Source organism: Phocaeicola dorei (assembly GCF_013009555.1).
Taxonomy (GTDB): domain Bacteria; phylum Bacteroidota; class Bacteroidia; order Bacteroidales; family Bacteroidaceae; genus Phocaeicola; species Phocaeicola dorei.
This window is the reverse complement of record NZ_CP046176.1, coordinates 4831232-4852609: the sequence shown is the minus strand read 5'-3', so window position 1 is coordinate 4852609 and position 21378 is coordinate 4831232. Positions and strand designations below refer to the sequence as shown.

Annotated in this window: 16 protein-coding genes and 2 tRNA genes; 15 read left to right on the top strand and 3 right to left on the bottom strand. The window is 42.5% G+C overall.

Going from position 1 to position 21378, the window contains the following annotated elements; translation table 11 throughout:
* Positions 1–23: 23 nt before the first annotated feature.
* On the top strand, positions 24–1994 hold the full coding sequence (locus GKD17_RS19860) for a sialate O-acetylesterase (RefSeq protein WP_007838853.1): 1971 nt from the start codon (positions 24–26) through the stop codon (positions 1992–1994).
* 12 nt (positions 1995–2006) lie between these two features.
* On the opposite strand, the gene GKD17_RS19855 is transcribed toward GKD17_RS19860, so the two are convergent.
* Positions 2007–2903 carry an AraC family transcriptional regulator gene (locus tag GKD17_RS19855; protein WP_007838852.1) on the bottom strand — a complete coding sequence of 299 codons (897 nt, stop codon included), beginning with the start codon at positions 2901–2903 and terminating at the stop codon, positions 2007–2009.
* 187 nt (positions 2904–3090) lie between these two features.
* On the opposite strand from GKD17_RS19855, the gene GKD17_RS19850 reads away from it, so the two are divergent.
* The 7 genes from GKD17_RS19850 to GKD17_RS19820 all read left to right on the top strand — a co-directional run bounded on the left by GKD17_RS19850 (position 3091) and on the right by GKD17_RS19820 (position 14820).
* Positions 3091–5247: an alpha-galactosidase gene (locus GKD17_RS19850; protein WP_032936854.1), complete on the top strand. Its 2157-nt coding sequence runs from the start codon at positions 3091–3093 to the stop codon at positions 5245–5247.
* Positions 5248–5342: 95 nt separating this feature from the next.
* On the top strand, positions 5343–6884 hold the full coding sequence (locus GKD17_RS19845; RefSeq protein WP_007848349.1) for a glycoside hydrolase family 43 protein: 1542 nt from the start codon (positions 5343–5345) through the stop codon (positions 6882–6884).
* Between the two features lie 292 nt (positions 6885–7176).
* A complete protein-coding gene (locus tag GKD17_RS19840) occupies positions 7177–7767 on the top strand; it encodes an RNA polymerase sigma-70 factor (protein WP_007838844.1) in 591 nt (196 codons plus the stop codon).
* Between the two features lie 59 nt (positions 7768–7826).
* Positions 7827–8825 (top strand): FecR family protein, encoded by a 999-nt coding sequence (locus GKD17_RS19835; protein WP_007838842.1) that lies wholly within the window; start codon positions 7827–7829, stop codon positions 8823–8825.
* A 155-nt stretch (positions 8826–8980) separates the two neighbouring features.
* Positions 8981–12277 (top strand): TonB-dependent receptor, encoded by a 3297-nt coding sequence (locus GKD17_RS19830; RefSeq protein ID WP_007855345.1) that lies wholly within the window; start codon positions 8981–8983, stop codon positions 12275–12277.
* A gap of 29 nt (positions 12278–12306) precedes the next feature.
* Positions 12307–13749: a RagB/SusD family nutrient uptake outer membrane protein gene (locus tag GKD17_RS19825; RefSeq protein WP_007838838.1), complete on the top strand. Its 1443-nt coding sequence runs from the start codon at positions 12307–12309 to the stop codon at positions 13747–13749.
* A 33-nt stretch (positions 13750–13782) separates the two neighbouring features.
* Positions 13783–14820 (top strand): alpha/beta hydrolase family protein, encoded by a 1038-nt coding sequence (locus GKD17_RS19820; protein WP_007841111.1) that lies wholly within the window; start codon positions 13783–13785, stop codon positions 14818–14820.
* 454 nt (positions 14821–15274) lie between these two features.
* On the opposite strand, the gene GKD17_RS19815 is transcribed toward GKD17_RS19820, so the two are convergent.
* Positions 15275–15347 (bottom strand) — tRNA-Pro (locus GKD17_RS19815).
* Positions 15348–15527: 180 nt separating this feature from the next.
* Between GKD17_RS19815 and GKD17_RS19810 the strand changes: the two genes are divergently transcribed.
* Both GKD17_RS19810 and GKD17_RS19805 read left to right on the top strand, forming a co-directional pair.
* Positions 15528–15603 (top strand) — tRNA-Phe (locus GKD17_RS19810).
* A 473-nt stretch (positions 15604–16076) separates the two neighbouring features.
* The gene (locus tag GKD17_RS19805) at positions 16077–17312 is read left to right on the top strand and encodes a site-specific integrase (protein ID WP_007838832.1); all 1236 of its coding nucleotides are present in this window, start codon (positions 16077–16079) and stop codon (positions 17310–17312) included.
* A gap of 81 nt (positions 17313–17393) precedes the next feature.
* Here the strand turns inward: GKD17_RS19805 and GKD17_RS23640 are convergent, their stop codons facing one another.
* Entirely contained in the window at positions 17394–17588 is a 195-nt protein-coding gene (locus GKD17_RS23640; protein WP_007838830.1) for a hypothetical protein, read from the bottom strand.
* A gap of 23 nt (positions 17589–17611) precedes the next feature.
* Here GKD17_RS23640 and GKD17_RS19800 point away from each other — a divergent pair, with 23 nt between their 5' ends.
* The 5 genes from GKD17_RS19800 to GKD17_RS19780 all read left to right on the top strand — a co-directional run bounded on the left by GKD17_RS19800 (position 17612) and on the right by GKD17_RS19780 (position 21350).
* A complete protein-coding gene (locus GKD17_RS19800; protein WP_007838828.1) occupies positions 17612–17887 on the top strand; it encodes a hypothetical protein in 276 nt (91 codons plus the stop codon).
* A gap of 20 nt (positions 17888–17907) precedes the next feature.
* Positions 17908–19035 (top strand): hypothetical protein, encoded by a 1128-nt coding sequence (locus GKD17_RS19795; protein ID WP_080549564.1) that lies wholly within the window; start codon positions 17908–17910, stop codon positions 19033–19035.
* A gap of 3 nt (positions 19036–19038) precedes the next feature.
* Positions 19039–19932, top strand: coding sequence for a hypothetical protein (locus GKD17_RS19790; RefSeq protein WP_032936853.1), 894 nt, complete (start codon positions 19039–19041; stop codon positions 19930–19932).
* Between the two features lie 75 nt (positions 19933–20007).
* Positions 20008–20373 carry a hypothetical protein gene (locus GKD17_RS19785; RefSeq protein ID WP_228683655.1) on the top strand — a complete coding sequence of 122 codons (366 nt, stop codon included), beginning with the start codon at positions 20008–20010 and terminating at the stop codon, positions 20371–20373.
* Entirely contained in the window at positions 20370–21350 is a 981-nt protein-coding gene (locus GKD17_RS19780; RefSeq protein ID WP_007838819.1) for a hypothetical protein, read from the top strand. The genes GKD17_RS19785 and GKD17_RS19780 overlap by 4 nt, the downstream gene beginning before the upstream one ends.
* Positions 21351–21378: the final 28 nt, after the last annotated feature.

The window sequence follows — 21378 nt, the reverse complement described above, 5'->3', positions numbered from 1 at the left end:
AGAAGAATATAATAGTGGAACAAATGAATTTGGTAAATATGGGAAATAAAATATTGTTTTTATGTGTTTCTCTCTTGGCGTATGTAAATTCTTACGCCAAGGTGGTCTTACCCGCTTACTTTACGGACAATATGGTTCTTCAGCAAAATACGGAGGTTACTTTTCATGGTAAAGCGGTATTGGGTAAAATCTTAAAAGTAACTACAGGCTGGAATAATGAAGTGTATGTGACTCAGGTGAATAAGGACGGTTATTGGAGTTTGTCTGTGCCTACTCCTGCTGCAGGAGGGCCTTATACGTTGACATTTACGGATGGTAAGAAATTGCAATTAAAAAATGTAATGGTGGGAGAGGTATGGTTTTGTTCTGGTCAGTCTAATATGGAGATGCCTGTTGCGGGTTGGGGGAAAGTCATGAATTATGAGCAGGAGATAACGGAGGCGAATTATCCTTCTATCCGTTTGTTTCAAGTGAAGAAGAATACTTCAGTAATTCCGTTGAGTGATATGGAGTCTACTATGGGAGGTTGGCAGGAATGTTCTTCCGCCACAATTCCTGAATTCTCTTCACTCGCTTATTTTTATGCCCGTTCATTATGGAAAGAATTAAATGTCCCTGTGGGTGTGATTGACTGTACGTGGGGAGGAACGCCTGCTGAAGCGTGGACCAGCTATGAAACATTGAAACAGGTGCTGGGCTTTCGTGAAGAGTTGGCTAAGATGGAACAATTGGACTTTGACCCTATTCGTATGGAAAAGGCCTATAATCAAGAACGCTCTGAGTGGCAATCTCTTTTTTCTAAGGAAGATAAGGGAATGGAGGAAGATAAGCCTTGCTGGATTGCACCGGACTTGTCAGAAGGACAATGGTGGGATATGTGCCTTCCTGATTACTGGGAAAAGAATGGATTGAAAAATTTTGATGGAGTAGTATGGTTCCGTCGTAGTTTTGAAATTCCAGCAGAATGGATTGGTAAACCGTTAAAACTAAATTTAGGAATGATTGATGATGAAGATATCACTTATTTTAATGGGGTGGAGATTGCCCGAGGGGCAGGCTATATGACACCGCGTACTTATACCATTCCTGCAAAACTAGTGAAGGCTGGTAAGGCGGTTCTTGCTGTTCGTGTTTCTGATTTTGGTGGAGAAGGCGGTATTCATGGCAAGGCGGAGGACCTTTATGTAGAAGCTGATGGAAAGCGGATCAGTTTGGCTGGAGATTGGAAATATCGTATCGGACTTTCTTTAACAGGATTTCCACCTGCACCGATTTCTCCTGTTCAAAGCTCCAGTTATCCTACGGTGCTGTTCAATGCGATGGTCAAACCATGGACTGCTTTTCCCATTAAAGGAGTAATATGGTATCAAGGTGAAGCTAATGTAGGTCGTTCAGAACAATATGGAGATTTGTTTCCTGCTCTCATTACGGATTGGCGCCGACAATGGCGGAGTGATTTCCCCTTTTATTTTGTACAATTGGCTAATTTTATGGAATCCAAGAAAATACAGCCGGATTCCGAATGGGCGGCTTTGCGTGAAGCGCAAACTAAAGCATTAAAACTTGACCAAGTTGGTATGGCCGTGACCATTGATATTGGTTTGGCTGATGATATTCATCCTAAGAATAAGCAAGAGGTGGGACGCCGTTTAGCTTTGGTTGCCCTGGCCGGTAGTTATGGAAAAAATGTTTCAAGTTCGGCTCCTGTATTCCAAAATTATATAATTAAGGGGAACAAGATGGAATTGGATTTCGGACAAAAGCAAGATGGATTTCAGATTAAAGGTACAACTTTAAAAGGCTTTACCATTGCAGGGCCGGACCGTGTATTTTATCCGGCAGAGGCTATGGTCCATGATGGAAAAATTATACTTTCTTCTACTGAAGTTCCTGCCCCTCTTGCTGCACGTTATGGCTGGGCAGATAATCCGGATTGTAATTTGTACGGAGAGAACGGGCTCCCGGTTGCCCCTTTCCGGACCGACTGTTGGTAGATGGTGTAAGTCTTAACCTTTTTTCTTTTCTTTATAAGCTGATGGAGGCATCCCCATCGTCTTAGTAAATAACCGGGAGAAATAAAGAGAATCCTCATAGCCTACCAAGGGACTTATTTGGTTAATTTTTAGGTTAGTAAAATCCAGGTAGTGACAGGCTTCCTGTATTCTGAGATAGGTAAGATATCGAAGAGGAGAGGAGCCTGTCTTTTCTTCAAACAGATTGGAGAAATAGGAAACTGAGAGGTTTACTTCCGCAGCGATATCTGCTAGGCGAATGGTTTTGCTCAAATTTTCTTGCATGAAATGAATCGCTATTTGCACCACATCCTTGCTTCTGCAACCATTGCGCATAGAACCGCAATCCCGATATTCACCAATAAACTTCATGGAACCTAAAAAATGGAAAAGACTGGTAGTGGCATAAAGCATATAGTTTTTGCTATATCCGGAGCTGATGGACGAGTAGATTTCCTCGAAGAGTACTAATCTTTCTTTGATTCGTGAATCCTCTTGTGGAGTGATGTCTTTCGGACGGTCAAAACCGGCACTGAAAAATGCAGCTTTTGTTCCATTGAAATGGATCCAGTAAATAGTCCAGGGATTTCTCTCATTACTGCCATAAGCGTGTGCCTGGTGTTTAGGTAGAATGAAAAATTGGTTGGCGGTAACTACATATCGATGTTTGTCTAACTCGAACCACCCTTCTCCCTCCATACAATAAATAAGGATAAACTCGGTTGCTTCCTCGGTGTTGCGTTTCCGGTAATGAAAACAGGCATGAGGATAATATCCTATATCTGTAATGTAAAGTTCGCTGCCTAACGGATCTTGCTTTAATTCTTCAATCAGAAAAGCAGGAAGTACGATGGCGCGTTCTCCTTTAAATCCCTCTTTAATTCGTGGCATATATCCATGTATTAGAATTGGATAACAAAGATAGCAGACTTCCTTGATTTTACCTACAATACAGGCTTGATTTCGATGATTTTGAGGGTATAAGCGTCAAAATTCTTATTTTATGGCGCATTTGAGTAGGGATTTTTGAGCTTCTCTCCCTATTTTTGCACTATAATTTTAATCGATAAATAATACCATGAAAGAAAGATTATTCTTCTTGATATGTTTTTTATGCATATCATTTATGTTAAAAGCGGCAGATAAGCCAGTAATTAAAATTAGTACAGAAAATGTAGACCTTATTTACTGGGTTGGTAATAACGGACGTCTATATCAAAGTTATTTGGGAAAGAAGTTGAATTATGCTACAGATATTGCCCATTTGCCACAGGGTAGCGAAGCATATCTTACTCATGGCATGGAAGATTATTTTGAACCGGCTATTCATATAGTACATAATGATGGCAATCCTTCTACTTTATTAAAATATGTTTCTCATACTCGGAATCAAGTGTCGCCGGGGGTAGATGAAGTGGTGATTACTATGCAGGATGATAAATATCCTGTAACTGTAAAACTTCATTATGTGGCTTATCAGAAAGAAAATTTGATAAAGACTTTCACTGAAATCAGCCACCAGGAAAAGAAACCTGTGCAGCTTCATAAGTACGCGTCTTCCATGTTGCACTTGAATCGTGCCAACTATTTCCTGACTGAATTCTCGGGAGACTGGGCTAGTGAGGCGCATGTGAAGGAACAACCTTTGGAATTTGGTAAAAAAACGATTGATACTAAATTGGGAGCACGTGCCAATATGTTCTGCTCTCCTTTCTTCCAACTTTCATTGGATGGAAAATCAGAAGAGAACCAAGGTGAAGTGTTGGTCGGAACATTAGGATGGACGGGTAATTTCAGTTTTGTATTCGAGGTGGATAATAAGAATGAACTCCGTGTTATATCAGGAATTAATCCGTATGCTTCGGAATATAGTCTGAAACCGAATGAAATCTTTCGTACTCCCGATTTCTATTTTACTTACAGTTTTACAGGTAAAGGACAGGCTAGCCGTAATTTCCATGATTGGGCCCGTAAGTATCAGGTGAAGGATGGGAACCAGACTCGTATGACTTTGTTGAATAACTGGGAAGCCACCTATTTTGATTTTGATGAAGCGAAATTGGTGAAGCTGATGGATGATGCAGTAGAACTGGGTGTGGATATGTTTTTGTTGGATGATGGTTGGTTTGCCAACAAGTATCCGCGCAGTGGTGACCATCAAGGATTAGGTGACTGGGATGAAACGGCTGATAAACTTCCTCACGGCGTAGGTTATCTGACGGAAGCGGCTAAGAAAAAAGGTATAAAGTTTGGTATTTGGATTGAACCGGAAATGGTGAATCCTAAAAGTGAATTATATGAAAAGCATAAAGATTGGGTGATTCATCTTCCGAATCGTGACGAGTATTATTTCCGTAACCAATTGGTTCTGGATTTGAGCAATCCGAAAGTACAGGATTATGTATTCGGAGTTGTGGACAATTTGATGACTAAATATCCTGATATCGCTTTCTTCAAATGGGATTGCAATAGTCCTATTACGAATATTTACTCTGTTTATTTGAAAAATAAACAGTCACATTTATATATTGATTATGTGCGTGGCCTGTATAATGTATTGGAGCGTGTGAAAGCAAAATATCCTAACCTGCCGATGATGCTTTGTTCCGGTGGTGGTGGACGCTCAGACTATGAGGCTTTGAAATATTTTACAGAATTCTGGCCTAGTGATAATACTGACCCTATTGAACGTTTATTTATTCAGTGGGGATTCTCACAGGTGTTCCCAGCCAAGACAATGTGCGCTCATGTTACTACATGGAATAAGAATAGCAGTGTGAAATTCCGTACGGATGTGGCTATGATGTGCAAACTTGGTTTTGATATCAAATTAGCGGATATGAGTAAGGATGATGAAACTTATTGCCGTACTGCTGTGCAGAATTATAACCGTTTGAAGCCGGTAGTTCTGGAAGGTGATATGTATCGTTTAGTTTCTCCTTATGGCAGTAATCATACCTCTACTATGTATGTGGGCAAAGATAAGGATAAAGCAGCGGTATTTGCTTTCGATATTCATCCTCGTTATGCGGAAAAAATATTGCCGGTGCGTTTGCAGGGGCTTGATGCAGACAAAATGTATCGTGTGAAAGAAATTAACTTAATGCCCGGAGCCAACTCTTCTTTATCAGGTAATGGTGAGGTTTTCTCAGGAGAATTTTTGATGAATGTAGGATTGAATTTGTTTACTGCACAGCAACTTAACAGTCGCGTAATTGAAGTTGTAGCTGAATGATTTGGGATTGATTGTATATAATTTAGTGTATTGCCTTTATCATTTATCTTTAGGAATGATGAAGGCAATTTTCTTTTTTAATGATGAATGATACTATGAGATTTTTCTTTTTGGCTTTTCTGTTTGTTTTGCTGTTTTTGTCGGAAAAGGTACAAGGACAAGCTGTTTCTTGGGGTGACCAAGGTAATGGAACTTATATAAATCCTATTTTAAATGCAGATTATTCTGATCCTGATGTGATTAGAGTGGGAGATAAATATTATATGGTTTGCTCTGATTTTCATTATATCGGGATGCCGGTGTTAGAATCAGATGATATGGTGAACTGGAGAATCATCAGTCAAGTGTATAATCGGTTTGATTTTCCCGGATGGGATAATAATGAAAATTATGGAGGAGGATCTTGGGCGCCTGCTATCCGTTTTCATGATGGTAAATTTTGGATTTATTTTTGTACACCTAGAGAAGGACTGATGATGAGTACTGCTACTGATCCTCATGGCCCGTGGACGCCGTTGCATTGTGTGAAGAATATAGGCGGCTGGGAGGACCCCTGTCCTTTTTGGGATGAGGATGGACAGGCCTACATGGGGCGTAGCCAGTTAGGGGCAGGTCCTATTTATCTACATCGTATGACTCCGGATGGTAAAACTTTGTTGGATGATGGGAAAATTATTTATACAGGTCCTGTAGCTGAGGGAACTAAATTTTATAAACGGCATGGTTATTATTATCTAAGCATTCCTGAAGGGGGAGTAGGCGAAGGATGGCAGACTATTTTACGTTCAAAAAATATCTATGGACCATACGAAAAGAAAGTAGTCTTGGAACAGGGAAACACTACTGTAAATGGTCCTCATCAAGGGGCTTTAGTAGATACGCCTGAAGGAGAATGGTGGTTTTTTCATTTCCAATTGACAGAACCTTTGGGACGTGTCGTGCATTTGCAGCCTGTTTGTTGGATGGAGAATTGGCCCGTGATAGGGGTGGATATGGATATGAATGGGATAGGTGAGCCGGTAAAGGTTTGGACAAAGCCTGGTGTAAGCAAAAGTGTTCTTGTTTCTCACCCTCAAACGACTGATGATTTCAATTCTTACACTTTAGGGCTGCAATGGCAGTTTAATCATAATCCAGTGAATACTCATTGGAGTTTAAATGAGCGTAGGGGCTGGCTTGCTTTGAAAGCCTTGAAGGCTGCAACATTAAGAGAATCTCGCAATATGTTAACTCAAAAATGTATGGGGTATCTAAGCACAGCCACTGTGTTGCTTGATTTTTCAGCGCTGGCTGATGGACAAAGAGGTGGATTGTTCTGCACAGGCAGTCTTTATAACGGAATTGGCATTAGTCGTGAGGAAGGTAAAAATTATCTGTATTTAGAAAAAAATGGTGACGTTCAGCAAGTAAAGATGGTTTCCGGTAAAAAAATCTATTTACGTGTTATGTTGGATGCAAAGAAGAATCGCTGCCAGTTGTTCTATAGTTTTGATAACTGTAATTTTATTTTATGTGGAGATGCTTATTCGTTAAAGTTCGGCGATTGGAAAGGTGCGCGTGTGGGCTTGTATTCATATAATACGTTGGGAATAGGCGGTAAATGTTATTTTGATTGGTTTAATTATGATTTTAATTGATAGAAGATGCCGTGACACATTATAAATCTTCAGGTGTTATCATTATATATGTTGCACTTGTAAGATGTATAATCTTTCGGGTCCAAGTTTTATATCAGAGATAACTGTTATTTATAAGAAGGGATATTCGTAACTTTCGGAGTCTGGAGTTGGGGAGTAAATTGTGTAAAGAATTCTGGAACTAAAAAACGAAATGATGTATATTTTTTGAGTATTCTGAGACAAGATAGGTTCAATTATACTATCTTTGTGTTAAGTCGTCCTTTTAATAAAACTAGGAAAAGCATTTATTATGAATCAATATCCGGATTTTGATCAGAAACTATATGACGATCTTCGCCGTGGGAAAGAATATGCCTTTGCCGCTGTTTTTGAACGCTATAACCGGTTATTATATACCATAGCCTATCGTTTTTTGAAATCAGAAGAAGAGGCGGAAGATGCGATTCAGTATCTTTTTATGAAATTGTGGGAGCAGCGGACAAATTTTAGCTTTGAGTCGGGTATCCGTAGTTTGCTATTTACTATTTTAAAGAATTATATACTGAATGAATTGAGGCATCGTAGTTTGGTTTTCGAGAAACTATACGAAATGGCCCAACAAGTGAATGATGAAGATGAAGACGACTTTTTGACACAATTTGAAAATGGTGAACTCGGAAAATTCCTGCGGGTTGCTATAGATAAACTTCCTCCTCAGAAACAAAAAATCTGCTTGTTGAAAATAGAATATGGATTATCCAATCAGGAAATAGCCGACAGGATGGGGATAACTGTTCCTACTGTGAAATCCCATTACACACAGGCTATAAAAGCCCTCCGTAACGAGATAGAGTCTTTAATTATATGGTTTCCTGTGATATGGATTAATTTAATAGTCTGAAATGTACTCATACTTTTGTTGTGATGAGGTGTTATTATAAATATACAAAAAAATAGATTATGAAGATAGATGAGTCGGTGATAGATAAAGTGCTTGACAACAAAGCTTCTCCTGAAGAAGCTCGGAAAGTAGTTGGTTGGTTTGCTACGGAAGAAGGTAATAAGTATTTGTCGGAACGCTTTGACTGGGAAATCGGGATGTTGTCGGAAGAGATGCCGGAAAGTGTTGACTCGCATTCCATACCTGAAGTAAAGATGAAAGCGCGTTTTATGAATGAGATAAAATGTGAGCGCGGACAACGCCCGGTTGGTCGCAGATGGATGTGGGTGGCGGCTGTGCTGTTACCGTTTGTTTTTTTAAGTGTTTCCTTGTTCTTTTTGGCAAACCGGACGGGCATTTTCTCTGAACCGGAATATGCTGACATAAATGTTCCTTATGGTGAACAGATCCGGGTGATTTTACAGGATGGCAGTATTGTACATTTGAACTCGGATTCTCGCTTGAGGTATCCCAAGCAGTTTGGATTGTTCAATCGTACGGTGGAGCTTTGGGGAGAAGGGTATTTCAATGTTGCCAAAGATGAGAACCGCCCTTTTAAGGTGGATTTGCAAGGGGTGGAAGTGAGAGTAACTGGAACAAAATTCAATGTAAAGGCATATTCCGCCGAACCCAATATTTGGATAACCTTGGATGAAGGAGGAATTCTTTTCAGAGATCATAATGCGAAGGAGTACAGACTTGTTCCGGGGGAGAGTGCGGAATATAACCGTCAGTCGGGGAAATGCCTGATCTCCCGTCCGGATAATATGGAACAGATTTCGGCATGGCGTGTCAACAGCCTTAATTTTTATCTGACTCCACTCGGTGAAATTATAAAGGTAATGGAAAGACATTATGATGTTCATTTCATAGTGAAAGATTCTGCGGTATTGAAGAACAGGTTTACTCTGTCAACAGGAAAAGTCAATGCATCAGATGTGCTCTATGATTTGGAAGCCGTTTCGAATATTGTTTTTACGGAAATAGAAGAAGGTGTATTTGAAGTAACTTCTAAATAACGAGGGTTATAGAAGAAAAGTGGAATAGATGTGAGTGAATACACTTGCATCTATTTTTTTTCTAAAAAATGAAAAATGGACTCATACCTTCTTTGGAGTGATGTGTTAGCCTATATAAGAAATTCTTTTGTTTCAAACTAATACTATTGATGAAAATGAAAGCAAGAACCAAAATGAAGACATTACTGCTGTTGGGAGTCCTTTTATTTGGCTTTACTGTTTCAGCACAGTCGCAAAAAGTCTCTTTAGACTTTAAGAATGAGAGGGTGGAAAAAGTACTGGCATCTATTAAAAGTCAGACTGGTATGAGCTTGGTTTTCAGTGACCAGTTGGTCGATGTGAATCGTAAGGTAACCATGCAACTCAAAGATGTTACACTGAAGGAGGCATTGACAAGACTCCTTTCAGGCACTGATCTTACTTTTGAGATCAGAAACAACAAAATCTATTTCATCGAGAAGAAAGCTGTTTCGCGGCCTGGTTCTAAAAAGAAAAGAGTGACGGGAGTGGTGAAAGATGTAATGGGAGAACCTCTGATTGGTGCCAATGTGGTGGAAAAAGGTAGAAGCACCAATGGGGTTATCACCGACTTTAATGGAAAGTTTACGTTGGAAGTGGACGAATCCGCTTCGTTGGTTGTGAGCTATATAGGATATCTGGCACAGGATATTCCGACAAAAGGGAAGGGAGACTTTCATATTGTATTGAAAGAAGATGCCAATACGTTGGACGAAGTGGTCGTTACCGGATATGGAGATTTCAAGAAGGCAACTTATACGGGATCTGCTTCTGTTCTGACTACAGAAAAACTGGAGGCATTACCTGTTGTATCCGTAGGGCAGATGATTGAATCGAATATACCGGGCATCAGTGTAGTTGCCGGTACTTCTTCGCAACCCGGTGCGAAAACAACTTTACGGGTACGGGGAATCGCTTCTATGAATGCTTCCACCGAGCCTCTGTATGTATTAGATGGAGTGCCTATTCCATCTTATGACTTGAGTAACTTTACCAGTATGTCCGAAGCGGGAGGAATGGGAGTTATTGAAACGTTGAATCCGGCAGATATTGAAAGTATCACTGTTTTGAAGGATGCAGCCTCGGCTTCATTGTATGGTGCGAAAGGTGCTAATGGAGTAGTGCTTATCACTACTAAAAAAGGAAAAGAAGGTAAACTTCGTGTCAATATGGCGGCAAAATATGGAATCACTGATTTCGCTTATACATATCGTCCGCTGATGGGAGGTGAGGAAAGGAGGGAATTGATTCATGAAGGACTGGTTAATTTTCAACTGGATAAGGGAGTAAGTGAACAAGAGGCACAGCAGTATGCTGATGCGAATATCGACCAGTATGCCAAACGCCTGCCTCAGGGGTATTCGGATTGGGAAAGCGCTCTGTTCAAGAAAGGTTATCAACAGGATTATAACCTGTCTGCTAGTGCTGGCAACCAAAATTCCAGTTTTATCGGTTCTTTGGGATATACCAAGCAGACGGGTGTTTCCCTGAATTCAGAAATGGAGCGCTTTACGGGGCGTGTGGATGCAAGTAACAAGTATAAAAAGGTGGAATTTGGAATGAACGCTTCTTTTTCGTGGACAAAGAACGTTCATTTACCTGAGGGTAAATTTTATGGAAGTGCCATTTATGCATCAAAAGTGAATCTGACGCCTTCTACTCCCATTTATAATGAGGATGGAACGTATGCCAGCGGGTATCGTGAAAACAATGGATATAATCCGGTATTGGAGGCCGAGGTGAATGATTATTATGCTCGGACGGTACGTGCGATGGGTACGGCTAAAATAGCTTATAATGTGTGGGACAATTTGAAGATATCCAGTGTGTTTACGGTAGATTATTCGTTGACAAAGGACTTTTTCTTTCAGTCTCCTGAAGGACGTGATGGAGCTACTTATCAGGGACGGGGACGTATGCAGATGACTGACCGTATGCGGTATACTTCACAGAATAATCTGACTTATTCTAAAACTTTCGGTAAACATTCTGTTAGTGCGGTCGCTGCCTTCGAGGTGATGAAGTATGATTATGAGGATTTGTATGCTGCAAAGAAAACTTACGGGCAGGATATCAACACTTCATTGGGAAATGCAGCCGATCCGATAGATGCTGACCAGAAATTGCAGGAAGATGCATTAATGTCCTATGTGGCTAGTGTGAACTATTCTTATGGTGATAAATATTATGCCAGTTTCAGTTTTCGCAGGGATGGATCATCCCGCTTGTCTCCCGATACTCGTTGGGGGAATTTCTGGTCCTTGTCCGCTTCATGGAGACTTTCTCAGGAAAAGTTCATGCAGTCGTTGAAATCAGTATTAAGTGATTTAAAACTTCGTGCTTCCTATGGGGTGAATGGGAATCTTCCCTCTTCATATTATGGTTATCAGAGTACTTATACCACAGGGGCGTTTTATAATGGAAAACCTTCTCCGTGGGAAAGTACATTGGGGAATGAGGAACTGACTTGGGAGAAGAATTATGCACTGAATTTGGGGCTGGATATCGGCTTGTTCAGTCGTGTGAATGTTTCTTTGGATTGGTACACGCGTACAACGAAAGATTTATTGATGAGCAAGCAATTGAATTCCATCAGCGGTTTTTCTTCTCTGCTGACCAATGTGGGACAGATGCGGAATACCGGTGTGGAACTTGAAGTTCGTTCCAATAACATCAAGACGAAAGATTTCAGCTGGACTACCGCCTTCAATTTGAGCCATAATAAAAATAAGATTCTGAAACTGGCAGATCTGCCTTGGTTTGTGGATGGCAGGTATGTACGTAAGGAAGGTTATCCATTTAATACTATTTATCTGCGTGAGTATGCGGGGGTGGATCCTGAGACTGGAAGTGCCTTGTATTATGATAACCAACAGGATGAGAATGGCAATTATACAAAAAATAAAGTGACCGATCCGGGACAGGCAAGTCCTATTCCGTTGAAAGATATTACGCCTACTATCTCGGGAGGCTTTATGAATACCTTTAATTATAAATTCATTGACTTGTCATTCAATTTATCTTATAGTTTCGGTGGTTATTCGTATGATAATGCATCCTACATTCTGCAAGATGATGGTTATTCAGTGATAAGCAATAAAAGTACCGAGCAACGCCGCCGTTGGCAGAAACCGGGTGATATAACGGATGTCCCCCGTTTTGTATATGGGAATAAAAAAGGGGGTAACTATAATTCTTCGCGTGCCATCCATTCTACGGATCATATTCGTCTGAAAAGTCTGATATTGGGATTGAATGCTCCTAAAGCATGGTTGCAGAAATTAGGAATAGGGAATGCCCGTATTTATTTCTCGGGTACGAATTTGTTGACATGGGCAGCTTACGGCCAATATGATCCTGAGATGAGTGGTGTGGTAGGATTTTACACCCCTCCATTGAAAACTTATGCTTTCGGGTTGGAACTTAAATTTTAATCATCAATTGCACTAAAAACAGAACCATTATGAAAAAAATACTTTTTATTTTAGGATTAGCTTCACTACTTGTTACCGGTTGTGGTGATTTCTTCGATACAGCTCCTAGCAATAAGATTCCTACTGCTATAGCTTTCCGTACAGTAACCGATGTGGATAATGCGGTGAATGGATTGTATGATCTGATGTCGGGTTCCGGATATTATGGGGCTGCTATGTTTGCCTATGGAGATATGAAGGGGGATGATATGCAGAGTTCTGAGGAAAGTGGAGTATGCAATACATGCTATATGTTCAATCATCGTCCTAATAGTTTGAATGCCGGTTCATTGTGGGGACGACCTTTTTATATTCTTCGTGAGGCGTGGAATATTCTGAATGCTATTGCCGAAGGAAAAATTGAAAGTGGGGATGAAAAGAAACTGAATGCTTTGAAAGGTGAAACGATGGCAGTGATTGCGCTTTGCCAGTTTGATTTGACCCGTTGCTTTGGATATCCTTATACGAAAGATAATGGTGCGTCACTGGGTGCTCCGTTGATAGATCATTTGGTGGGAACATACGAAAATCCTTCTCGTTCTACTGTTGCTCAAGCGTACGATTTTATTATAGAAACGCTGGAAGAGGCGGTTACATTGATGTCCGAAGAGAAAAATAACGGGCGTATGAACAAGTATGCGGCCCGTGCATTGCTGGCTCGTGTTTACCTATATCATAATGATAACCGGAAAGCGTTTGATATGGCGGATCAACTGATAAAGGACGTGGATGCATCGGGAAGCTATGCACTTTATCCGCATGAGAAATATGTGGCTGCCTGGTCGGTGGAAACCAAGTTTGGCTCGGAATCGTTTTTTGAGATAGCCAATAGTGTGGATGATACTCCAGGACGGGATTCATGGGGGTATTTATTGAACTGGTATGGCTATCAGAAGGGATTTGTCACTCAGAAATATGCGGAGCAGATGCTGGCTGATCCGGGAGATGTGCGTGGGCAGTTGCTGGAGGAGAATAAATATGCGGGAAAAACGGTATGGTGGTTGTACAAACTGAGAGGAACGGACATGAAGACTGCACCGTTGGAATGTAATAATGTGGTTCTTCGCTTGTCCGAAGTGTACCTGATTGCTGCTGAGGCTGGTTGTAAGTTGGGTGGTGATGCTGCGGTTCAAGGACTTGGCTATTTGAACGATATTGTGAAACGGGGTAATCCCGATAACGAGGTGACAATGGCTGACTATACTTTGGATCGTGTTTTGGACGAGCGAAGTAAGGAACTGGTAGGTGAAGGACATCGTTTCTTTGATTTGCTGCGGAATGGTAAGACTATTATTCGGAAGGGAGGATATCATTTGCCCAGTGTGGACGAAGAAGTGGATTGGGATTTTTATAAATGTGTGTTGCCGATTCCTGAGGACCAGTTTATCTTTAGTCCTGAAATGGAACAAAATCCGGGATACCCCAAGAGTTGATATTCTATATAATTATTATTTAAATATATGCTTATGAAAAACAGAATAGTAAAATTTGTGGTATTGGTGTGCTGCCTATGTAGTATGCCCGGAATAGTACGGGCACAGTTGTCCGTTCATCAGTTTGACCAGTTAATGAAAAAAATTGATGATGTCCTGTGGTACGAGAAAGTGGGTGATATCGCCCATGTAGATAAGGTAATATTATGTGGACCACCGCGTTGGAAGGAGTTCAACCCTACTTCGATGAGTGCCGGTAACGAACTTAAATTCAGAGCATACATTTTTATTCCCAAAAGCGTGGATGAAAACAAGAAATATCCGTTAATCGTATTTCCTCATAGTGGGGTACATGCCGATATGGACACCTATTATGCTCATATCATCCGCGAGTTGATAGCGCAGGAATATATTGTGGTAGCAGCGGATTACCGGGGAAGTACAGGATATGGTTCGGGTACATACAATAATATTGATTATGGTGGATTGGAGAATGAGGATGTATATATCAGCCGTAACTATATGGTGGATAATTTTGATATTGTGGATGGTAACCGTGTGGGTATCATGGGATGGAGTCATGGTGGTATGATTACGCTGATGAATCTTTTCAATTATCCGGGACAATATAAATGTGGTTTCGCCGGTGTGCCGGTTTCGGATGTAATCATGCGTATGGGATATGCCAGCGACAGTTATCGCAAAATCTTTTCGGCCAAGAATCATATCGGGCAGACTGCCAAGGATAATATTGCGGAATACAAACGGCGCTCTCCTGTGTGGCATGCGGAGAAGTTGAAAGACCCGTTACTTATCTACACCAATACCAGTGATGATGATGTAAATGTGATCGAAGTGGAATCAATGATTCGAGCTTTGAAAGCAGAAGGCAAAAAGTTTGAATATAAGATATTTGAGCGTGCTCCCGGTGCGCATAGTTTTGATCGGTTAGACACTTATGAGTCAAGCAAGATTCGTCTGGACATTTATAAGTTCATGGGTCGTTACCTGAAGCCCAATAAACCATTTGGTTCAGTGAAAGAGTTACGTAAAGCAGCTTATAAGTTTTGATAATTAACTAGGTAACAGGATAATGGATGGCTGGTTACTTCATGTAATGGGGTAACCGGCCTTTTATTAACCGCAGAGGTTTTATGCTTTAGGACATTGGTTTGCCGTTCCCTCCCGATTGGCGGTTGTGGCAGAACTGGAGCGCTATCTATATTTTTCTTTATTATTTCTAAAAGTAAATATTTAGTCTTTTCACTGGAAGAGTGAGGTCGTGAGGCAGAACTTGGCACAAGATTTCACAGAACTTGGTGCAGGATCCGGCAGAACTTGTATCAGGATTCCAACTACTATGGTAGGGAAAAATGTAACTTTTTGAAATCGGGCAAGAATTCTCGAATAATCTTTTCTCATAATTCTTGGATAAGTCTTCATTTCAGTTAACTGGTTACTATAGGGCATGATGAAAAAAGGAGTGCATCGTTCATTACGATACACCCTCTTATCCTTTACAGTGTCGGAATGAGGCGACTCGAACGCCCGACCCCTACGTCCCGAACGTAGTGCGCTACCAACTGCGCTACATTCCGTTTCTGTTTTGCGAGTGCAAAGGTAAGGCATTTTTTTGAAATCAAAAAGAATTTCACAGAAAATTTGTAGAAAATTTGTAGAATCAAAAAATATGTCTACCTTTGCAACCACAAACGAGAAGCTAAGTTTTTTATTGAATGTGCTGAGAAGTAAGTTCCTATGTGCTTAACCACTGACTTGGTGCCATAGCTCAGTTGGTAGAGCAAAGGACTGAAAATCCTTGTGTCCCCGGTTCGATTCCTGGTGGCACCACCAAAGAAAGTACATAAATGCTTTTCACACATGAAAACCCTTGAATTAGAGATAGTTCAAGGGTTCTTTTTTTTACCCTCACTACGCATTCCGCTACATATTTGTGAAGTTGGACTTTGCCAATTCAGTGGCTTTTTTTAAGGCTTTTGAAAAAGCCATAAATATGCACCATACTTCATTGTTTTTCAGCTGTTTGACAATTTCAATCTCCGGTGTGAAAAAGTAATTTTGCACACATGACCGGATGAAGTCGAAAAAGTGAAAGAAATTTAAAAATTCGGTATTTCCCATCGGGATAAAAAAAAGGAATCGAACCCGGGATACAAAAGGCAATTCGAACCTGAGAAAAATGGGATTTTTATGGCTTTTCCACAAGTCCCTCAAAAAAGCCACCGAATTTAACATTTCGCTCCACGTCCTCATGCCATCCGGTTTTGACGAAACAATTGAATGTAACACCTCAAAAAACAAAAGTGATGAAACAAGGAACAATGAACATTCTGTTTTTCGTGCTTAAAACGAAATTGTTGAAAAACGGTGAGGCACCGGTATTGATGCGGATAACCATCAATGGAGACTATGACGATGTACGTATCCAAAGAAGCGTACCCCTGAACTTATGGAACGCCGCCAAAGGATGCAGTAAAGGCAGGGACAGGGCATCAGTGGCACTGAACGCCTATATTGCTGAACTGCACGCACGCGCCTTGGAAAAACACAAGGAACTGGTATTGGAACAGGCCTTGATTACCCCAAAACTGATTCTTAAACGTGTTTTCGGGAAAGACACCGAAATGCGTACACTGCTCGGCACCATGAGGGAAGGCATCAAGGAAATGGAAACATTGGCGGGTATAGACTACTCTCCCGTCACGATCAACCGGTATAAGAACGTGGTGAAGAAATTACAGCTGCTCATCCCCTCTTATTACGGAAAGGAGGATGTCACTTTCCATGAGCTGACACCGGAGTTCATCCGTGCGTTTGACATCTACCTGAAAACGGAGGCGGGGTTGTGCCGGAACACCATAGTCCGTTATATGAAATGCTTCAAGAAATTTACCAATATGGCATTGGCAAAGGAATGGATACGCAAGAATCCCTTTTACGGCTACAAGATGGAGCAGGACGAGACCGATCCGGTATTCCTGACCTATGACGAGTTGCAGACCGTAATGAAAAAGAAATTCACCATTCCACGGCTTGAACTGGTCAGGGATGTCTTTGTCTTCGCGTGTTTCACCGGTCTGGCATTCTCCGATGTTGCCAGTCTGAACAAAGAGAATCTGGTACAGGACAATCTCGGAGACTGGTGGATAAGAAAAGGAAGGGTCAAATTGGAACACCGTAGGAAGGCCTCTTCCATCAGCAATATTCCATTGCTGCCCGTACCCCTGGCCATATTGGAGAAATACAAGGAACATCCGACCTGCATTAAGAAAGGATGCTGTTTGCCCGTCATGTGTAATCAGAAGATGAACAGCTACCTCAAGGAAATAGCCGATTTCTGCGGCATTAAGAAGAATCTGACCACGCATGTAGCCCGTCACACTTTCGGGACTACGGTCACGCTTGCCAACAATGTGCCTCTTCAAGATGTTTCCGTCATGCTCGGCCATGCCTCCACACGTATGACACAGCATTATGCACGGGTCATGAACAGCAGCCTGAAAGAAGCAATGAACAACGTGAAGGAGCGTCTTGCACAATAAGTATACAAATTCAGTCATTAAGCCGTCCCCCTAGGGATGGCTTTTTTTGTAATCTATAATTCACAATATCCTGCCGTCCTTTCAATTTCTTACCTGCAAATATAGCCATTTGTCGGGTTGATTGCGCAAGGCGGCCCCTTTCAGGGGCTGGTTGACTAAAAGAAAATCATCCTCGCTTCGCTGCGGTATTTTCTTTTGCCAAGCCTTGCTCAATCCCCGACAAAGGACAGCCCGGCAAGTAAGAAAACGAAAATCCGGCTCCATGGAGCCGATCATGTCAAACTTTAAAAAATAAAGGTATGAACAGAAAGACGACAAGCAAAGGACAGCAGGAAGCCAATCCGGAAATGACGATGTTGGTTTATCGGGAAATGAGCTATCCTGCACGGGAAGTGCAAGGCAAAGATGGGAACTATCTGGTTTCCGTAGAAAGACTGGAACAGGAACTGCTGGATGGCATCAGAAGCCTTGATCCGGCAGCATTCGATTTGGACGAAGAAATCGCTTACTATTGTTCGGACGAAGAGATCCGCCTGTTGACGGACGATGAACTGGAAGAAATGATTTACGGCTGACATTTAAAAAAGTAATGATTATGAATGAAACAACAGCAAAGGTCTGCGAAGAGCAAGTAGCAGACCTTACCATAGAGAATGCACACAGGGTCACGATGATCCGGAAAAAAGGTACGGACTATCCCCCCGTACCGTTCCATTTCAGAAAGGAGCATCATGGAACGGGCAACTATGTACACCTGTACGGAAATCCGGAAGATCGCAATGAATTGCATTCCAGGGATTTCAAAGACTGGCAAGCCGTAGCATTCAAACATCCGGGCTATCTGGATGATATGTGGAAACAGGCTTGCGACGCATACGCCTGGAGTTCCTTCAATCCGGAGATTCGCGGCGAGACGGACATCATGATTTACGGAGAGGAGCTGCACAACGACCTGCAACTCATGCCGGAAGAGGAAGGGGATACATACATCGCCGCCTACCGGCAGAAGTTGTCCGCCCAGCTCTCGGTCCTCTCCCACTGTGCCAACCCGATGGTGACGGGACGGAGCGGATTTGATTACTACAGGCAGGAAAAAACGAACAGAAGCTATCAGAACTGTTACGAAGAATTCCGCAATTGGCGGAAAAAAGTTCTTGAAACCATCAGACGGAAAAAGGAAGCCGCACGACCGGAGGAAGAGAAACAGGAAAAGGCATGGCAGACGCTCAAACGCGACATCAAGAGCAGCGCCGACACCATCCATGGGATTGATACCGGACAATGCCGGGGCTATAGCCGTGCCCTGTTTGTCAGCAGCATCCTGAACAAGGTATCCACCCTGGCCAATCACGGGGAAGTGGAAATCGTCCGTAGGGCCGTGGACTTCATTTCCGAATATAACGCAAGGGTGAAGAAACCCGTCATCACACCGAGAAACAAATTCTTCCAATTGCCGGAACTGGCGGAACGGATGCGCGAAAAGCTGAAAGCGATGCAAAGCCGGGAAAACAAGGAAGTGCCGTTCGAGGGCGGAACACTTGTATGGAACTATGGGGAAGACCGCCTTCAGATCCTGTTTGACAGGATTCCCGAAGACAGCAGACGAAAGGAACTGAAATCCTCCGGATTCCGCTGGTCACCCAAAAACAAGGCATGGCAACGGCAGCTTACCTCCAATGCTCTCGGTGCCGCAAAAAGATTGTTGGACCTTCAAAACATCTGAGCCATGAAAAACGACAATTTGAGATTCATCATTGATTCACGTTGCTTTGACGGCAGTTGCCTGACCGTCATGTCTGATGGGATACATAGTGATTATGGTCACGAAACACTGGAAGAATTGAGGGAAAGGGAAAATAACCCCAGCCTCATTGCCGTGCCCGGGAATGCCATCTGCAAAAAAATGCAGATCCACCTGCAGTCTCTCTGCGCCCCGTTCTGTGAAATTACGGAAGAGGACTATTTTGACTATATGGACACCCAGCCACCCATCCGGCACACCCGGAATTTCTTTTTCATGAGCGAGCCGTATCATGCCGGCATTCACCGGTTCTGCTTCCGGATAGACGGACGGTATTTTACGGGGCTGCGTTCCGTGAACACACCAAGAAAGGATTTGGAACAGCAAATGGACAGACATTACCGGAAGGTCACATTCAAAGGCGGCATCCTCAAAGAAAAACCAATGGGAATATTTGACCATACACGGCATAGTTTCACAGTTATAGTCCCATATCTGTTCCTTGACAAAAATGGAGAGAAGAAATTCATCTGCAACCTGGTGAAAGGTACGGACGAATCCTCCGGCAAGGATGCAAGACAGAAAACAACCAGGGTTCTCCAAAGCTTGCGCCGCCATCATTTCCTCTACTTCTCCGGCTATGAGGGAAACGACGATATGGGCAGATTCCTGGAAAGAGTGGTGCAAAACAGACATACCCTGTCAGCAAACGGGGATTTTCTGCAATATCCCACCAACCGAGAGTCTGTGTCTTTCGCCGGAACGGTCAAAGAAACAGGGGAAAAGTTCTTTTACCGCATCTACGACCTGGAACTGTTCCATTACCTGCTGTACAAGCTGCGGAGCATCAGAATGGAAAAGAAGGAAGTGCAGGCTTGAATCAGTATGCAGGATGGGTTCCCGGCAGGGTTTCCATTCTGCACATGTATCAGAAATCCAACAAAAAAACGCAATATGAACCATACAGACTTTTACGCCCGGATAAGGGCTATCAAAGAAATGGAATACAGGGAATTGTATGCAGCCATAGAACTGCATGGAGCTTCCTATGAATGGAACAGCAATGATGGGGAATGCCCCGTCATTGCTGTCAATACAGGCAGCGTACAACCGGCTCCGGCTGATGTGCTGATTTGCAGGGTTACCATCGAGAACGGCAACTTGCGCCTCTATGGTGTAGAGAATGAATACGGGAATGAGGTAAACTTCCAGCCGGATGAAGCCTTTGCCGGACATCTGTCATATATCATAGATTGTTTGCCGCCCGTCAACGGAGTGGATGATGTGACAACATTAAAGACAGAGGAGGAAGCGGTATGAAGAAGGAAAAACAATCCTGGACGGACTATGTTCCTCATTCGGTCAGCCTCTATTACGTGGACTACCGGGAGAATTTGGACAGCCATGATGATTTGCAGGAGCAGTGCATCCGTCGGAACAGTCTCGGTCCATTGGAAGAACAAATCCTGGAGTGGTATGCCGATCAGGAACATGACAACCTGCAAGGGTATCTCTCGGAGATACGGAATGAGATGGAAGCGGACGGGAAATCCGCCGAATATATCCGACATGAGGAGAAGATAAAAGACCTGCTTTACGAACGGAACAATACCGATCCGGCAGAAGAACTGATAGACAATTCCGCTGTAACCAATATGTTCTACTCCCTTGGAGTCGAAATCGAGGGCTATGTGTACGGAGGCTGTGGGCGCGGAGAATCCGAAACGGTCTCTCTTCGTAAAATCAGACGAGCGCTTCAACTGAAGGAAGGGCTGTTTACCGATGAACTCCATGAACTTCTGGTCAATGCTCCGTACGGTGGCGAACTCCGCATCTATTTCAATGCCATATTCTCCAGACTGATTACGGGAGATACTTCACATGATTTCAAGCGCATCCGATTCTATGGAGGTGTCATTGTTGCTATTGTAGACAGCCGGAATGGTGCGGGGTATCATGTAAGTCTTCAGACTGACATCACCCTTCCGTTCTACAGGGACAATCTTTTTGTGGATTCTCAGGTACATTATTCCTATGCGAATGAAATTTGCGGGTTGTTGAACAGCTGGTGTGATTCCACCCGTTGGGAAACCGGAATGATGCCTCTGGAAGTCACTTTGCAGAAGAGTCACATAAATGAATATCAGAAGCAGGAAGCTCTTTATGAAAAAAGGTTTCGGGAAGGCGGATGTACTTTTGGAGACATGAACCATAAACGTCACAGAGATACCTATTATATAAACAGCTTCCCATGCGGTACCAAATGTCCGCATTGCGGCACGTTTTGGATTGACTGAAAACAGACGAGTCTTTTACACATCTTGA

Bases quoted from the DNA above. Each gene is read 5' to 3' on its own strand.
- GKD17_RS19860 (WP_007838853.1), top strand. From the start codon at position 24: ATGAATTTGGTAAATATGGGAAATAAAATATTGTTTTTATGTGTTTCT.
- GKD17_RS19855 (WP_007838852.1), bottom strand. From the start codon at position 2,903: ATGCCACGAATTAAAGAGGGATTTAAAGGAGAACGCGCCATCGTACTT.
- GKD17_RS19850 (WP_032936854.1), top strand. From the start codon at position 3,091: ATGAAAGAAAGATTATTCTTCTTGATATGTTTTTTATGCATATCATTT.
- GKD17_RS19845 (WP_007848349.1), top strand. From the start codon at position 5,343: ATGAGATTTTTCTTTTTGGCTTTTCTGTTTGTTTTGCTGTTTTTGTCG.
- GKD17_RS19840 (WP_007838844.1), top strand. From the start codon at position 7,177: ATGAATCAATATCCGGATTTTGATCAGAAACTATATGACGATCTTCGC.
- GKD17_RS19835 (WP_007838842.1), top strand. From the start codon at position 7,827: ATGAAGATAGATGAGTCGGTGATAGATAAAGTGCTTGACAACAAAGCT.
- GKD17_RS19830 (WP_007855345.1), top strand. From the start codon at position 8,981: ATGAAAGCAAGAACCAAAATGAAGACATTACTGCTGTTGGGAGTCCTT.
- GKD17_RS19825 (WP_007838838.1), top strand. From the start codon at position 12,307: ATGAAAAAAATACTTTTTATTTTAGGATTAGCTTCACTACTTGTTACC.
- GKD17_RS19820 (WP_007841111.1), top strand. From the start codon at position 13,783: ATGAAAAACAGAATAGTAAAATTTGTGGTATTGGTGTGCTGCCTATGT.
- GKD17_RS19805 (WP_007838832.1), top strand. From the start codon at position 16,077: ATGAAACAAGGAACAATGAACATTCTGTTTTTCGTGCTTAAAACGAAA.
- GKD17_RS23640 (WP_007838830.1), bottom strand. From the start codon at position 17,588: ATGATCGGCTCCATGGAGCCGGATTTTCGTTTTCTTACTTGCCGGGCT.
- GKD17_RS19800 (WP_007838828.1), top strand. From the start codon at position 17,612: ATGAACAGAAAGACGACAAGCAAAGGACAGCAGGAAGCCAATCCGGAA.
- GKD17_RS19795 (WP_080549564.1), top strand. From the start codon at position 17,908: ATGAATGAAACAACAGCAAAGGTCTGCGAAGAGCAAGTAGCAGACCTT.
- GKD17_RS19790 (WP_032936853.1), top strand. From the start codon at position 19,039: ATGAAAAACGACAATTTGAGATTCATCATTGATTCACGTTGCTTTGAC.
- GKD17_RS19785 (WP_228683655.1), top strand. From the start codon at position 20,008: ATGAACCATACAGACTTTTACGCCCGGATAAGGGCTATCAAAGAAATG.
- GKD17_RS19780 (WP_007838819.1), top strand. From the start codon at position 20,370: ATGAAGAAGGAAAAACAATCCTGGACGGACTATGTTCCTCATTCGGTC.